The organism is Sphingobium sp. SA916 (genome assembly GCF_002894065.1).
Classification (GTDB): Bacteria; Pseudomonadota; Alphaproteobacteria; order Sphingomonadales; family Sphingomonadaceae; genus Sphingobium; species Sphingobium fuliginis.
Map to the genome: position 1 here is coordinate 78,780 of NZ_LXYF01000027.1, position 13,818 is coordinate 92,597.

Annotated in this window: 12 protein-coding genes and 2 pseudogenes; 7 read left to right on the forward strand and 7 right to left on the reverse strand. The window is 58.6% G+C overall.

Translation table 11 applies throughout. The features are described 5' to 3' along the window. Nucleotides 1-18: 18 nt before the first annotated feature. The 4 genes from A8G00_RS06810 to A8G00_RS06825 are packed head-to-tail and all read right to left on the reverse strand — an operon-like array spanning nucleotide 19 to nucleotide 3,850. Complete coding sequence (locus A8G00_RS06810; protein WP_008828561.1) at nucleotides 19-570, reverse strand: 3-phenylpropionate/cinnamic acid dioxygenase subunit beta; 552 nt, start codon at nucleotides 568-570, stop codon at nucleotides 19-21. 14 nt (nucleotides 571-584) lie between these two features. After that, nucleotides 585-1,952, reverse strand: coding sequence for an aromatic ring-hydroxylating dioxygenase subunit alpha (locus A8G00_RS06815; RefSeq protein ID WP_008828560.1), 1,368 nt, complete (start codon nucleotides 1,950-1,952; stop codon nucleotides 585-587). Between the two features lie 25 nt (nucleotides 1,953-1,977). Then, a complete protein-coding gene (locus A8G00_RS06820) occupies nucleotides 1,978-2,505 on the reverse strand; it encodes an aromatic-ring-hydroxylating dioxygenase subunit beta (RefSeq protein ID WP_024020830.1) in 528 nt (175 codons plus the stop codon). Further along, nucleotides 2,498-3,850 carry an aromatic ring-hydroxylating dioxygenase subunit alpha gene (locus A8G00_RS06825; RefSeq protein WP_008831827.1) on the reverse strand — a complete coding sequence of 451 codons (1,353 nt, stop codon included), beginning with the start codon at nucleotides 3,848-3,850 and terminating at the stop codon, nucleotides 2,498-2,500. The genes A8G00_RS06820 and A8G00_RS06825 overlap by 8 nt, the downstream gene beginning before the upstream one ends. 210 nt (nucleotides 3,851-4,060) lie before the next feature. Here A8G00_RS06825 and A8G00_RS06830 point away from each other — a divergent pair, with 210 nt between their 5' ends. Together A8G00_RS06830 and A8G00_RS06835 are read left to right on the forward strand one after the other, a co-directional pair. After that, the gene (locus A8G00_RS06830; protein ID WP_024020829.1) at nucleotides 4,061-5,707 is read left to right on the forward strand and encodes a sigma-54-dependent Fis family transcriptional regulator; all 1,647 of its coding nucleotides are present in this window, start codon (nucleotides 4,061-4,063) and stop codon (nucleotides 5,705-5,707) included. A 107-nt stretch (nucleotides 5,708-5,814) separates the two neighbouring features. Continuing rightward, nucleotides 5,815-7,041 (forward strand): NAD(P)/FAD-dependent oxidoreductase, encoded by a 1,227-nt coding sequence (locus tag A8G00_RS06835; RefSeq protein WP_008829811.1) that lies wholly within the window; start codon nucleotides 5,815-5,817, stop codon nucleotides 7,039-7,041. 19 nt (nucleotides 7,042-7,060) lie between these two features. Here A8G00_RS06835 and A8G00_RS06840 read toward each other — a convergent pair whose 3' ends face one another. Continuing rightward, nucleotides 7,061-7,849 (reverse strand): 1,6-dihydroxycyclohexa-2,4-diene-1-carboxylate dehydrogenase, encoded by a 789-nt coding sequence (locus A8G00_RS06840; protein ID WP_024020828.1) that lies wholly within the window; start codon nucleotides 7,847-7,849, stop codon nucleotides 7,061-7,063. A 149-nt stretch (nucleotides 7,850-7,998) separates the two neighbouring features. Between A8G00_RS06840 and A8G00_RS06845 the strand changes: the two genes are divergently transcribed. The 4 genes from A8G00_RS06845 to A8G00_RS06865 all read left to right on the forward strand — a co-directional run bounded on the left by A8G00_RS06845 (nucleotide 7,999) and on the right by A8G00_RS06865 (nucleotide 11,725). Then, entirely contained in the window at nucleotides 7,999-8,985 is a 987-nt protein-coding gene (locus A8G00_RS06845; protein ID WP_008829814.1) for a dihydrodipicolinate synthase family protein, read from the forward strand. A gap of 43 nt (nucleotides 8,986-9,028) precedes the next feature. Beyond that, nucleotides 9,029-10,204 (forward strand): aromatic ring-hydroxylating dioxygenase subunit alpha, encoded by a 1,176-nt coding sequence (locus A8G00_RS06850; RefSeq protein ID WP_008829815.1) that lies wholly within the window; start codon nucleotides 9,029-9,031, stop codon nucleotides 10,202-10,204. Continuing rightward, nucleotides 10,201-10,698: an aromatic-ring-hydroxylating dioxygenase subunit beta gene (locus A8G00_RS06855; RefSeq protein ID WP_024020827.1), complete on the forward strand. Its 498-nt coding sequence runs from the start codon at nucleotides 10,201-10,203 to the stop codon at nucleotides 10,696-10,698. Before A8G00_RS06850 ends, A8G00_RS06855 begins: the two co-directional genes overlap by 4 nt. Nucleotides 10,699-11,056: 358 nt before the next feature. After that, nucleotides 11,057-11,725, forward strand: coding sequence for a TetR/AcrR family transcriptional regulator (locus tag A8G00_RS06865; RefSeq protein WP_082718776.1), 669 nt, complete (start codon nucleotides 11,057-11,059; stop codon nucleotides 11,723-11,725). A gap of 2 nt (nucleotides 11,726-11,727) precedes the next feature. Here A8G00_RS06865 and A8G00_RS06870 read toward each other — a convergent pair. Then, a pseudogene (locus A8G00_RS06870) lies at nucleotides 11,728-12,093 on the reverse strand (transposase); the annotation flags it as partial. Here A8G00_RS06870 and A8G00_RS06875 point away from each other — a divergent pair. Then, a pseudogene (locus A8G00_RS06875) lies at nucleotides 12,085-12,401 on the forward strand (transposase); the annotation flags it as partial. The pseudogenes A8G00_RS06870 and A8G00_RS06875 overlap by 9 nt on opposite strands. Nucleotides 12,402-12,730: 329 nt before the next feature. Here the strand turns inward: A8G00_RS06875 and A8G00_RS06880 are convergent. Continuing rightward, a complete protein-coding gene (locus A8G00_RS06880) occupies nucleotides 12,731-13,753 on the reverse strand; it encodes an IS110 family transposase (protein ID WP_008832424.1) in 1,023 nt (340 codons plus the stop codon). Between the last annotated feature and the right edge of the window lie 65 nt (nucleotides 13,754-13,818).

Sequence of the window (13,818 nt, forward strand, 5' to 3'; positions counted from 1 at the left end):
TTTATAAAGGTGGATAGACTAAACGTAGATGTTGAGGTTCTTGCTCAACATTACATTGTGCTTGAGGATCGCTCGGCGTTTGACCAGTTGAAAGCTGTTGCCGACCTGACGCCAGATATCGATACGGTTGCCGATTAGCGAATCCTCGTCGCGTTCGTTGCGATTGCGATAAGCATAGAAGTTCGAATAGACTCGGAACTCGTCGGCCTTTTCGGTAAGCTCCACCTCGACGTTGGTGATGATATGGGTGTAGCGCGTCGCCGGATCCTCCGACCAGGCCGTTCCGGTCTCGAGCCGAGAAAGCCGCTTGAGGATTTCGGGCTTGCTGTCGTTGTAATAGGCCATCCGGGTCAGGTCGGTCACCTGCTCGGTCTTGTCGCGGCGATAGCGGGTTTCGATCCCCGGCATGTGGTAATGCAGGTCTTCCGCCAGCATGCTGGCCCAGGCCTTGTAGTGTTCATCGTCGAGCAGCCGTGCTTCGCGATACAGCGTCTGGGTCAGCGCGTGGGTCAGTTCGAGCGATGCGGTAGTCCCTTCACATGTGCGCTCGAGGGTTGCGGTGTCGGTCATAGCTGTAGTTCCTCTCAGAGCGCGAACAGGCCAGGAAGATCGCGGGTTTCGCCCACATTGCCCAGCTGCGGTTCGGGCCGTGCCGGCATCTTGCCGAATTCGTCATGGGTCATCATGTCGAGCCAGCGCTGATAGAAGCCGCGCTGGTTGGCGTCGTTGTACTGGCCGCGATAGACGATGCCCGGCAGGGTATCGTGTTCGATCTGGCGGCCGATCCCGCAGCGATAGTGCAGGCGCTCGTGCCGGGTGACGACGCCGCGGTTGACGGTGGTGCAGTTTTCCCAGTTTTCGCCGTCATCCATCTCGAAGGTGCCACCGGGGCCAAAGGTCTGCATCACGCCTTTGGTCACTTCCTCCTTGATGTCGTCGGGCATGTTCTTGTTGACGATCACCCAGGTCTTCAATTCGAACTGCATTGGCCCCTTGGGTTGCCACTGGCGGAAGGTGGAAATGCCCGGCAGGAACGAGACGTTGGGGAAGATCGATGCCGAGGCGACCGAACCGAAGATCTTCGAGCGCATCTCGCCCAGGCGTTCTGCCATCTTCGGGCGGATCTTGTTGTAATAGTCCATCACCTTGGGGCGCCCGAGCAGGAAGAGGTCGCCCACGCCTTCGGTGCCGAATTCCCAGCCGTGGCCGTTCACGCTGGCGTGATAGGAATTATCCATGTCGATCGGCGGGAACGGCTGGCCGTTGTTCATCGACCGAGTGCCCGAATCATGCGTCCAGCCGGCGTGATAAGCGTCGCCGATGAAGTTCTCGACCCCGAACTTCCAGTTCGCGCTGATCACCGACTTGATGCAGCCGCCAATGAATTCGGTGCCGCCTTCCTCGTTGTCGAGGATCATGTCGAGATACCACCGGAAATCGCCTAGCCAGGCTTCCAGGCTCGGCGCATCGCTGTTGAAGGTGGCGAACACCAAGCCCTTGTAGTTGCCGACCTTGGCGACGTTCTTGAGGCCATGGTTCTTGAAGTCGATATCGCCCGCGTCGTAGCAATATTCCTCGTGCATGCCCTTGAGGTCGCCGGCGGTGTCAAACGCCCAGCCGTGGTAATTGCAGACGAACCGACGGGTGTTCCCGGCATCGGCGAAGCACACCTTATTGCCGCGGTGCGGGCAGGAATTGAGCATGACCCGGATCGAACCGTCGGGCTGGCGCGCGACGATCACCGCGTCTTCACCCATGTGGGTCGTCAGGAAGTCCCCGCTGTTTGGGATCTGGCTTTCGTGGGCAACGAACAGCCACGACCGCGCGAAGATGCGGTACAGCTCCTCCTCGTAGATGTCCGCATCCGAAAAGATCCGGCGGTCAAGCCAGCCTTCCTTGAGGTCCATGTAGCGTGAATAATCCGGTTCGCGACCGATCCGTTCGAAGCGCATGATTGTTCTCTCCCGTCAGGCTTGTTCAGAAAAAGGCGTTGAGGTTGCTGTCCGGCAGCACGGAATGGTCCAGCACGATTTCGCGCGCGGCCAGCAGCCAAGCGCTGCCTTCGCTGCGCCAGAGGTCAGTGCGTCCGGCGGTGAGCAGGCGGGTGGTGCCATCGATCCGATTGCGGTGCATCCCCAGCACCGAATGGACCCGCACCTCGTTATCGGCCCGGGTGGCCAGCACCTCGACGTTGGAGACAGCGCGGCGGATGTAGTTGGGCGGATCTTCGGCCCAGACGAAGCCGGATTTCAGGCGATCCACCCGCATTTTCAGCCTACCCAGATCCTCGTTGAAGATTACCCCTGGGCCAAGTGGAAAAGGCGGCGAACGGTCAGCGCGGAACCTTCGGCTCTTCAGTTCCAGGCGATAGCTGACGTCTTTGCCAAGCATGGCCAGCCAGCCGTCGAGATCTTCGTTGTCGAGCAGCCGGGCTTCGCGGTGGAGTGCCTGGGTAACTGCAACGATCACCTCCACCGGGGGAGGGGCAAGCGGTCGGTCAAGCATGCTCGGCCTCCTCGTCGGTCAGCGAGTTAATGTTGTACGTGGGCACTTCGGCCCAGGTTTCCGCCATCATGTGCTCTTGCCAGCGGCGGTAGAAATAGCGCTGGTTGTGTTCGCTTACCAAGCCGGAGGCGATATCGCCGGGGAAGCCCTCGCGCTTGCCCGAGCGGCCCAGCGCCATGTTGGTGTAGACATCCATCTGCGCCGTGCGCCAGCCGCGCGACTGTTCGGTGCAGGCGGTCAGATTGTCGCCATCGTCGTTGTCGAAAAGGCCCGCCAAGCCGAAGGTCAGGCACTGGTTTTCGAGAATCTGCGCTTTCACCGCCTCGGGCATGTCGTTTTCGGCCATGGCCCAGGTCCACTGTTCGATCTGGGTGGGACCCTTTGGATGATAGACCCGGAACCAGTTGAGCCCGGGCAGCAGTTGCAGGTTGGGGAAAATGGTTATGTTGACCTGCGCACCCCACACCTGCCTGCCGCGCACTTCGCCCAGACGGTCGATCACCGTCTGGCGGTTGGCCTCTAGGTATTCGAGGATCGGCTTGGGATCAGGATAGAAGGCGTAGCCGGAAACGCCGTCGAGCGCGCTCAAGACCATGTGCCCGTTCATGCCGGCGACCGACAGCCCGCCATCGAGATCGACCCCGGAATTGCCGACGCTGAGCCCGGTGAGGTCCATCGACTGGACTGCTGCCATCGCGCCGGCATGTGCCCAGCCCAGGTGATAGCCATCGCCGCAGACGTTCTCGACTGGCAGCTTCCAGTTGGTGCCCAGCACCATCTTCTGCGTCTCGCCGAGCAGTGCCGATCCGCCCGGCATGGCATCCAGCCAGACATCGAGGAAAAACTTGGCATCGCCCAGATAGTCATCGAGGCTGGGCGAATTGGCATCCCAGCAGCCGAACACCAGGCCCTTGTACTCGGCCACTTTCGTCACCGGGATCAGGCCGAACTTGGTGCGGTCGAGTTCGCCGAAATAGGCCTCGCTTTCCAGCGGCACCCCGGCGAGCGCGCCGTCCGGGGAAAAAGACCAGCCGTGATAGTTGCAGGTGAAGGCGCGCGCATTGCCGCGATCGGCGCGGCAGATCCGGTTCCCGCGGTGGGTGCAGCTGTTAAGGAACGCCTTGATCGACCCGTCCTTCTGGCGGATCACGATCACATCGTCTTCGCCCATGAAGGTGCGGAAATAGTCGCCCGGCTTCGGAATCTGGCTGGTGTGGACCAGGAACAGCCAGCAGCGCCCGAAGATCCGCTCAAGTTCCTGCCGATAGATGTCTTCGCTCGCGTAGATCGAGCGCGATTGGCGCCCGGTGCGTGAATCAACCAGATCGGCAATGTTGTCGTTCATTTGATCCTCTCCCAACAGCATGGCTAAAGCCGCCATCGATTTTTCTTGTCGGGACAGTTATAAGCACGAATCGTGCCAATATCGTTTTCGGGCCGATTTACCGCAGTCCGGTTGGTCAATCCCACGGCGAGGCACCGTGCAGATCGACGTATATGTAAATGTCGAGGCTTAAGTCTGGGCCGGAAGTTACGAATCTGATAAGCTGACCGGATGGAGACGCTCCCAGGATACGCCGACCTTGCCAGCAAGCTGCTGTTCTCACCGGAAATGGGCCGGATCTGGCATGACGGTGAACGCTGCGTACTGCTCAGCCAAGCGGCCCTGGCCAGCTGGCGCAGCCGCCTGGTGGCCGAATTGGGGCTAGAAGCGGCCAGCCGGTTCTTCTGGGGTGTCGGTTTTGCCGAAGGCGCACGGTGCGCGATCGGCGCGAAGAAATTGCGCCCGGATGGTGATTATCTCGAAGCATTCGCGGTCGGACCGCAGGCACACGCCTTGACCGGGTTCGGCTGGACCCAGATCGAAACTCTTGAAAACGATCCCTCGCGGGGGCATTTCGAAGGCCGGTTCACGGTCCACGATTCGATGGAGGCGGCGATCCATCTCAACGCGATGGGGCACAGCACCGATCCGGTGTGCTGGATGCAGACCGGCTTTGCAAGCGGCTTTGCCACAACCTTCGCGGGACAACCGATCATCATGCGCGAAGTGGAATGTGCGGGGCGAGGCGATGCTGCCTGCGTACTTCACGCCAAACCAAAACCCGAATGGGATCAGTTGGACGACCTCGAATTGGCCGCGACGCCGCTGGTCCTGTCCGAAACGTGGCATGATGCGGGCCAAACGGTGATTGGGATATCGGCAGCGTTCCTCTCAGCCAAGACCATGATCGAACGCACCGCAGCGAGCAATGCGACGCTGCTGTTAATGGGCGAGACCGGGGTCGGCAAGGAAGTGCTGGCCAAGCTCGCTCATCGGCTGAGCACGCGCGAGGCGGAGCCGTTCATCGCGCTCAACTGCGCGGCGATCCCTGAGGGGCTGATCGAATCGGAGCTGTTCGGCGTGGCCAAGGGGGCCTATACTGGCGCGGTTGCCGCCCGGCCCGGTCGGTTCGAGCTGGCCAATGGCGGCACGCTGTTCCTGGACGAGATATCGACACTGTCGCCACTTGCACAATCGAAGATTCTGCGCGCTGTCCAGGAAGGTGAGTTCGAGCGGGTCGGCGATACGCGGACGATCAAGGTGGATGTCCGATTGATCGCAGCATCGAATGTGGAACTTAACGAGGCGGTGCGGGAAGGCACGTTTCGTGCCGACTTGTTCTACCGGATATCGACTTTACCGGTCCGGGTGCCGCCGCTGCGCCAGCGCCGCGAGGACATTCCGGTGCTGCTGGAACACTTCCGTCTGCGTTATGCCCTGCGCCATGGCCGAACAGTATCGGGCTTCACTCCGCGGGCGATTAACGCGCTGTTGGCTTACGATTTCCCGGGCAATGTGCGCGAACTTGAGCGAATGGTGGAACGCGCCGTGCTGTTGGCGGACGACGGACGAGCGATCGACGTCAGACACCTGTTCTTGGAAACCGACGGCCTCGAATTGAAGCCGGCGATGTGCATGACCAACGATGGCAGGATCAGCGCCGTTGACAATGTTGGTAGTCGCGCCAACTTGGTGCGCCAGATGCTGGATCTGATCGTCGATGAGGGCGGAAGCCTGCTGGAAATGGAAGGGCTGGTGATCCGCGAGGCCCTTGATGCAAGTGGGGGCAACGTTGCTCGCGCGGCGCGCACCTTAGGCTTTACCCGTCGGCAGCTCGCCTTGCGTCTTGAAAAAATGGAAATCCAGGAATCCGCCTAGCGCGCGTTAACTCTCGCAACGCATTGCATATTGTGCAAAGAAGGTCTATAGGGAGGTGCGCCTTCCGGCAATAAGACCGGGAAAGCACGCAAAGTTGGGAGAATCGCATGAAATCGGTAGCCGTGGTCGGAGCAAATCTTGCGGGTGGCCGCGCGGTGGAGTCCTTGCGCCAGGCTGGCTTCGATGGCCGGATCACCCTTATCGGCGAAGAACCGTGGCGGCCCTACGAGCGCCCGCCCCTGTCCAAGGAGGTGTTGTGGGATCCGGCCAATGTACCGGACAATTTCTTCCTTCATGACGAGGCCTGGTACGCCGCCAACCGCATCGAAATGCGGCTTGGCACGCGTGCCGAAGCGCTCGACCTGGCGGCGAGCGCTGTGCGCCTGACGGGCGGAGACCTGGTCCAAGCCGACCGCATCCTGCTGACCACCGGTGGTTCCGCCCGCAAGCTCAACATGGAGGGTGCCGACGCCGCCAACGTGCATTACCTGCGCACCCGGGACGATGCCACCCGGATGGCGACGGACCTCAGGGACGGCGCCCGGATCGTCATCATCGGCATGGGTGTGATCGGGGCTGAAGTCGCGGCCAGCGCGGTCAAGCTGGGGTGCCGAGTGACCGCGATCGAACCGCTTGCCGCGCCTATGATTCGCGCGCTCGGGCCGCAGTTCGGGCAATGGCTGGGCGAGGAACATCGCCAGCGCGGCGTCGACACCCGCTTCGGACGCGGCGTGAACGCGATGAAGGTGCTTGACGGGCGGGTGACGCAGGTCGAACTCGATGACGGATCACTGGTGGATTGCGATGCCGTGGTAGTCGGGGTCGGGATAGTGCCGGAAATCAGCCTAGCCCGGGACGCAGGCATCGTCACCAATAACGGCATCATCGTCGATCGGCGGTGCCGCTCCAGCAATGAGAATGTCTTTGCCGCCGGCGACGTGGCCGAACAGGAGAGCTTCTTCGGCGGCCATATCCGCCAGGAAACCTACCAGAATGCTGCCGATCAGGCTCAGGCCGCGGCGCTCGCCGTGCTCGGGCAGGGCGTCGATTACTGCAAGCCGGTGTGGTACTGGAGCGACCAGTTCGATCTCAATATCCAGTTCTGCGGCCATATCCCGGTGCAAGCCGAGGTAACCCTGCGTGGAGACATGGCAAGCAACCAGTTTACCGCATTCTTCCAGTCAGGCGAGATGATCGAGGGCATCCTGACTGTCAACCGCGCCCCAGACATGGGCATCGGCAAACGGCTGATCGAGCGCCGAGCCAATGCCCAGGCCGCGCAGCTGGCCGATGCCGATGTGTCGCTCCGCGATATCCTCAAGCAGGCTGGTTAGGCTCGTAAGGCGGGCGGGATCAGCCGATCCCGCCACCTGCGACGTAGAGGGTTTGGCCGGTGATGTAGGACGCCTCGTCGGCGGCTAGAAAGCAGATCGCGGCGGCCAGTTCCTCGGGCTCGCCGAAGCGACCCAGCGGGGTATCGCGCAAGGTCTGCTCCATCACCTCGCCAAAGCCCTTGCGGTCCGCGTCGGAATGCGGAGCGGTATTACGCGGGGTGACACGGGTCACGTTGACCCCGCCAGGAGCCACGCAATTTACCCTGATGCCACAATCCTCCAGTTCCAGCGACAACGCAGCGGTCAGCGCCGCCACGCCACCTTTCGCAGCCGCGTAGGGCACGCGATTGACCCCGCGCGTTGCCACCGAGCCGATGTTGACGATCGCGCCGCGACCCGCCGCGCGCATGTGGGGCAGCACTGCATGGCAACACCACAGCGTCGGCCACAACGAGCGATTAATTTCGGCGACGATTTCTTCGGTGGTGTATTCCCAATAAGGCTTGGCCCAGATCGTGCCACCGACATTATGGACGGCCACGTCGATCCGCCCGAATTTATCGCTTACAGCGTTGTACAGGGCAGCGGCTCCAGCCTGTTGCTCGAGGTCGTGGATGGCGGGGTGAGCGTCGACAGATTCGGCCATAAGTCGCGCAACCGCATCCAGTGTCGCCTGTTCTGCACGATCGGCAACGACGACTGTGGCGCCTTCTCGCCCTAGGCGCTGGGCCGTAGCAAAGCCGATGCCCTGGGCTGCTCCCGTGACAATCGCGATCTTGCCTGCAAATCTTACGTTTGCGTCTGTCATCTCTGATTTCTCCAAACCCGCACCCGTCCGGCCGGAAGGGTGCAATCCTAGTCACATTCGGCTTCATAAATCCGCATTCCTCCCTTGCCAAGCCCGTGGGCAATGCGTTACATATTGGCTAATGATTGAAAATCTTTGGGAGATGTTGCGTGGCGCGTGAACTGCTGACTGCTGCTGATATAAAGGGTGCCTGGGCGATCGTGCCGACGCCCGCCAAGGAAGGTGCTACCGATTGGCGCGCCACTGATACGGTTAATGTCGACGAAGCAGCCCGCATGGTCAACGGCCTGATCGAGGCCGGAGTCGACGGCATCCTGAGTATGGGAACGCTGGGCGAGGCCGCGACCATGACGCTTGACGAAAAGCTCGTCTTTATGAAGACTATCGTAGATGCCGCAGCGGGCCGGGTTCCGGTGTTTGTCGGCACAACCTGTATCAACACCCGCGACACCATCGCGCTGACCCGCGAGGCAGTCGATATCGGCGCGACCGGGACGATGCTGGGCGTACCGATGTGGTGCGCGCCGAGCGTCGATGTCGCGGTCCAGTTCTACAAGGATGTCGCTGAGGCGGTGCCCGATATCAATATTGCAATCTATGCCAATCCCGAAGCATTCAAGTTCGATTTCCCGCGCCATTTCTGGGGTCAGGTCGCCGAAATCCCCCAAGTTGTTACTGCCAAGTATATCGGTGTTGGCACACTGCTGCCCGATCTGGCCGCAATCAAGGGGCGGATCAAGCTGCTGCCGATCGACTTCGATTACTATGGCGCGGCGCGGATGGACGATTCGGTCGATGCCTTCTGGACAAGCGGCGCGGTCTGCCATCCTCTCGTCAGTACGACATTGCGCGATCTCGTCGCACAGGCCCGCGCCACCGGCGACTGGAGCAAGGCCAAGACCTTCATGGGGCGGCTCGCGCCCACGGCAGCAACGCTGTTTCCCAATGGCAGCTTCAAGGAATTCTCCACCTACAACATTCCGCTGGAAAAGGCGCGGATGACCGCCGGTGGATGGATGAACGCCGGACCTTGCCGTCCACCCTATCACTTATGTCCCGAAAGCTATCTCGAAGGCGCGCGTAATTCGGGCCGGATGTGGGCCGAACTGGGCAAAGCGCTCGAAACAGAGCGTTGAAGACGGTCAGATAAACGATCACTGGAAATGCGGGAGCAAGAGGATGGCTGACGCGACCTTGACCTGGCCGAAGAATTATAACGAAGTTCCCAAGGCGGCCTTTACGCGATCGGATCTCTACTTGGAAGAGATCAAGCGGATATTTCACGGCCCGGAATGGCATCCGGTTGCGCACGAAAGCGAGTTGCCCAACCCAGGCGATTTCCGGACGATCCGCCTCGCAGGAATCCCGCTGTTGATCTCGCGGGATGAAGGGGGCGAGGTTCGCGTGTTTTACAATGCCTGCTCGCATCGCAGCAACCAGCTCGAAACTGCGGTAATGGGTAACAAAACCGAGTTCGAATGCCCCTATCACCGTTGGCTGTTCAGTGCCAAGGGCGAGCTTGTTGGATGTCCCAACCCGCGCGAATTCGTACCCGGTTTCGACAAGGCGGACTACCCCTTGGGGCAGCCGCGCTTCGATCTGTTCTACGGCCTGATATTCGTGACGTTCTCGGCTGAGACAGAACCCCTTGACCAGTTTCTCGGCGAAGCAGGAGAAACCCTGCGCGAACTGATGGCGGGCGACGGTCGCCTTAAACTGCTGGGCTATCAGAAGGTTCGCTATGACAGCAACTGGAAGGGTTACAACGACAACGACGGCTACCATGCCCCGCTGCTCCACGCGGCATTCAAGATGCTCAATTGGCAGGGCGGCAAAGGGCGGCAGTATACCGCCACGAAACGCGGCCATGTCTGTTTCGAGTCGGCACTCTCCGTGGCGAGCGGTCCCAGCGTTCTAAAAGATAAGGATCTGATTGCCTTCAAAGGGCAGGATCCATCAGTCGGGTCACGCATCGTCCAGTTGTTCCCGACTTTCGTTTCAACCAAACATCTCGACGTCATAAACCTGCGCTTCGCGACCCCAATCGATGCCGAAACGACCGAGGTCCACTACGCCTATTTCGCCCACCAGAACGACGATGCGGACATGCTTCGCCACCGGTTACGGCAAAGCTCCAATTTACTGGGTCCATGCGGTTTAATTAGCATGGAAGACGCTTCGATCTTCCACCGGATCCACATCGGCAGCCACACGCCTGGCAATGCGATCTTCCAGAAAGGCGTGCGTGATCCTGCCAAGCTCGAGTCCGAGTTTTCGCAGAACGATGAAAGCGGTAACCTTCCGCGCTGGGAATATTACCGCTCGGTGATGGGATTCGAAAGGGCACAAGCATGATGCTTTCGCCCACCAAACTGGAATGCGCTCTTGACCGCCTGCTGCTGGCGGACGCCAACGCGCTCGACAGCAAAGACATGACAGGCTGGCTCACTAACTATGCCGAGGAAGAACAGGCATCTTATTACTGCCGTGCGGCCGAGAACACAGAACATAACCTCGAACTCGGCTTCATGTTCGACGATTGTAGGGCGCGACTGGAAGATCGCGTCACTTATGTCACAGAGATCTGGGCAGGGACCTTTCAGGACTACCGCACTCGCCATTTCGTTCAGCGGGTCAGCCATCGGCAGGTCGATGCCAGCACAGCAGAGGCCATGTCCAACTTTTCGGTTTTCATGACGCCGATGGATACCGGGGTCACTCAAATTCTTGCCGCAGGTCGCTATCTCGATATGGTTCGGCTTTCGGGCGATGGTCGGGCCAAGTTTCTGTCCCGCCGTGCCGAATTGGATACGTCAGTACTCCCGCGATATCTTGTCTACCCGATATGAAAAGTTATGCAATATAGCTAAATATTCCAGAGAAATACCGATCTATATTATAGCTTTAGCAGTAATCTTCGGAAGATTTCGATATGAGTTCACAATGTAAGATGGTGAAATTGCCAAAAGATATCGCGGATAAAATTATACGCTTTTCAACTGGAAGAACGGATTCAATGTTACAGAAAGAGCTTGGGATAAGCTATAATACGTGGAGAAAAATTAAGCGAGGACAGCCACTTAGAGAAAGCTTAGCGGCAAGAATAATATCTAGAATTAGTATAATATAATCATATTCTTATCAAGAGATTAATTTTCCTTAATTTCCTTAATCTGTCACTGACATTATCGAGCACCATTTTTTTCGATGATCCGAAGCCATGTAGGATTTATGCGGCAAAAAAATGTCCTATCAATCAGTTCAAAGAGAGAACTGAAAAAAAGTGCGCGTCGCAAAAATATCGTAAACGTTGCGATGAATGCATTTTTAGAGAGTGGCTACGATAATGTCACTATGTCTGATATTTCTAGTATATTGGGCGGGTCGAAGAGCACTCTTTGGCAATATTTTGATCACAAGGAAGACATTGCTGTTGCCGCTATTGAATTGAAAGTTCAGTTATTTAGAAATTTTCTTGATCTCGATATTTCCGAATGTAGTAGTATAACCAGTATGTTGAATTTATCTTCGAAAAGATTTTGCCATTTCTTGATGCGAGATGACACCATCGAAATCGAGCGAATTATAATTATCAACAATCGGCGCATTCCCAAGTTAGGAAATATTTTCTACTCTAATACATTTTTGTATTTTCGAGATCAAGTTTCCTTATTTTTAGCTAATTCTTTATACGACGAAGATCCGGATGACGCGGCTATGCTGTTACTTGATCTTTGCACCTCAGGATTCAATCGAAGGTTGATACTGGAGTTGCGACACGCAAACAACATTCTAGCCGACCAAATCGCTGATCGCGCGGTACAGATTTTTATGAAGATTTACCATAAGTGCCTGGTTCGTCATCATGCGGATTGATTTCATAGTCTTGCGATACGTCGGATGACGATTTGAACGGGCGGGATGAAGACCCAAGCCTTTGCCGAAGCGATGGTTTTCTCGAAGTCCTCTGCTAGGCATCGGTTTCGGTTGAGCCATGCCAACGTCCGTTCGACCACCCAGCGGCCGGGCAGCACCTCGAAGCCTTTGGCGGTATCTGACCGTTTGATGATTTCGATGGTCCATTTCGCCATTCGCCGCAGAGCCTTCCTGAGTTTGTCGCCAGCATAGCCGCCATTTGCGAAGACGTGCCGCAGATACCAAAAGCGCGCGATGATTTCGCGTAGCACCATTGGGACTCCGTCGCGGTCCTGAATGTGGGGCGTGCGGATCACAGCATGCACCAGATCGCGTTCATTCTCAAGCAGGCCGAGGATGGTACGACCGTCGAGGAGGTGTGCCGCAAAGCCGGCATATCGGTTCAGACCTACTATCGATGGCGGAGCAAATATGGCGGACTGATGCCGTCGGAGACGAAGCGGCTGAAGCAGCTCGAGGAGGAGAATGTCCGGCTCAAGCGGCTCGTGGCAAACCTCAGTCTCGACAAAGAGATGCTGCAGGACGTCATCCGCCGAAAAATGTAAGGCCTGATCGAGCTCGGGAGATCGTTGGCTATCTGCGGGCGAACTACCAGGTGAGCGAACGGAGGGCCTGCGGCGCATTTCCGATCAACCGATCGACCCAGCGCTACCAATCCCGTCGCCTCGATCAGGCCGGTCTCAAGATGAAGATCAAGGAGCTGGACACCTTCTGTCATTGGGTGCGGGACTGCAAGGTAGATCGACTTGGGGTTCATGCTTCTGTCCGTGATCGACGCGTGGTCGTCACATGATGCGGTCGGAAAAATCAGGGTAGCCGATCTCGAAAACGGCGTTGATCGCCAAAGCGTCCAGCGGCTTGTCCCTGACCATCGTCCCCTCGCCGGTCACCCGCAGGGGACCTCTACGTAGCTGAGTATCCGGGCATCTTTTCTCTCCTCGAAGGCTATGCCGGCTGGCCGTACCTGAAGTCGGCTTCATCGACCCACATCCGGTGCAGAATGATGCCAAGCTTGCGGGCGAGCGCGACCTTGGCGCGCTTCGCGCTGCGGCGCTTGGCGATATTCATTGCCCAGGCCTTGATCTTCGACCATTTCGCCACGCGCGTCATCAGAACGTGCGCTGCCTCGAACAGAGCGACCCTGACCGCCGGATCACCGGCACGACTGATCCCGCCGTTCCGATCTATCTCGCCCGATTGATATTTTCGCGGCGTCAGGCCGAAGCAGGGACCGACTGACTTGGACGATCGAAAGCGGGCAGGATTATCGACCGCGGCACGGTAGGTAAGCGCGACAATCGCGCCAACGCCTGGCGCGGTCATGAGCCTCCGGCATACGGCGTCGGTGCGAACGATATCCCGGACCTGCCCATCCAGGACAGCCAGCTGCGCGCGTAATACTTGGCGCACAACGAGCAAGGGTTCCATGATGGAGGCAAGCGTTGCATTGCCCGAGACTATGTCGCGGACGGCATCATCCCAACGGCCCCGCAGCAGTCGGCCGAGGCGCAGGCCGAAACCCTTCAACAACCCGCGTACGCTATTCTCGATGTCCTTCTGCCGGCGCATCAATGTCGACCGCGCGGCCAGCAACGTACGCTGCTCGCGGGCGGGAATGGTCTTGACGTGCACCGGCCTGAACCAGCCCGAGCGCAATAGCTGGGCCATACCCCGGGCGTCGTTGCGGTCCGTCTTCATGACCATCGCCGACAGCGCAGCGCGGACCTGCCGGGTCTCCATCAGAACCGGCTCAATCCCTGCGTCCTGGAGGCCGCGAAAAAGCCATTCCGAAAGCGGTCCGGCCTCGAAGCCGACCAGTTCGAGTTCAGCGCTGTAGGGGGCCAGGCAATGGGCGATCGCCTCCGGATCGCTAATCGTCACTGCTTCCAACAGAATATTGCCACCGGCGTCGATCACGCAAATCGCCGTCTTATCCATAGAAACATCAAGCGCGGCATAGGCAGTCATGGCTTTCCTCCTCGATAGGGGATGCTCAATATGGGGCGAATCGCACCCAATGACCGCATCTCGAA

What these genes read in the sequence shown, in the direction of transcription:
- A8G00_RS06810 (WP_008828561.1), bottom strand. Translation starts at nt 570, where the DNA reads ATGACCGACACCGCAACCCTCGAGCGCACATGTGAAGGGACTACCGCA.
- A8G00_RS06815 (WP_008828560.1), bottom strand. Translation starts at nt 1,952, where the DNA reads ATGCGCTTCGAACGGATCGGTCGCGAACCGGATTATTCACGCTACATG.
- A8G00_RS06820 (WP_024020830.1), bottom strand. Translation starts at nt 2,505, where the DNA reads ATGCTTGACCGACCGCTTGCCCCTCCCCCGGTGGAGGTGATCGTTGCA.
- A8G00_RS06825 (WP_008831827.1), bottom strand. Translation starts at nt 3,850, where the DNA reads ATGAACGACAACATTGCCGATCTGGTTGATTCACGCACCGGGCGCCAA.
- A8G00_RS06830 (WP_024020829.1), top strand. Translation starts at nt 4,061, where the DNA reads ATGGAGACGCTCCCAGGATACGCCGACCTTGCCAGCAAGCTGCTGTTC.
- A8G00_RS06835 (WP_008829811.1), top strand. Translation starts at nt 5,815, where the DNA reads ATGAAATCGGTAGCCGTGGTCGGAGCAAATCTTGCGGGTGGCCGCGCG.
- A8G00_RS06840 (WP_024020828.1), bottom strand. Translation starts at nt 7,849, where the DNA reads ATGACAGACGCAAACGTAAGATTTGCAGGCAAGATCGCGATTGTCACG.
- A8G00_RS06850 (WP_008829815.1), top strand. Translation starts at nt 9,029, where the DNA reads ATGGCTGACGCGACCTTGACCTGGCCGAAGAATTATAACGAAGTTCCC.
- A8G00_RS06855 (WP_024020827.1), top strand. Translation starts at nt 10,201, where the DNA reads ATGATGCTTTCGCCCACCAAACTGGAATGCGCTCTTGACCGCCTGCTG.
- A8G00_RS06865 (WP_082718776.1), top strand. Translation starts at nt 11,057, where the DNA reads ATGATCCGAAGCCATGTAGGATTTATGCGGCAAAAAAATGTCCTATCA.
- A8G00_RS06880 (WP_008832424.1), bottom strand. Translation starts at nt 13,753, where the DNA reads ATGACTGCCTATGCCGCGCTTGATGTTTCTATGGATAAGACGGCGATT.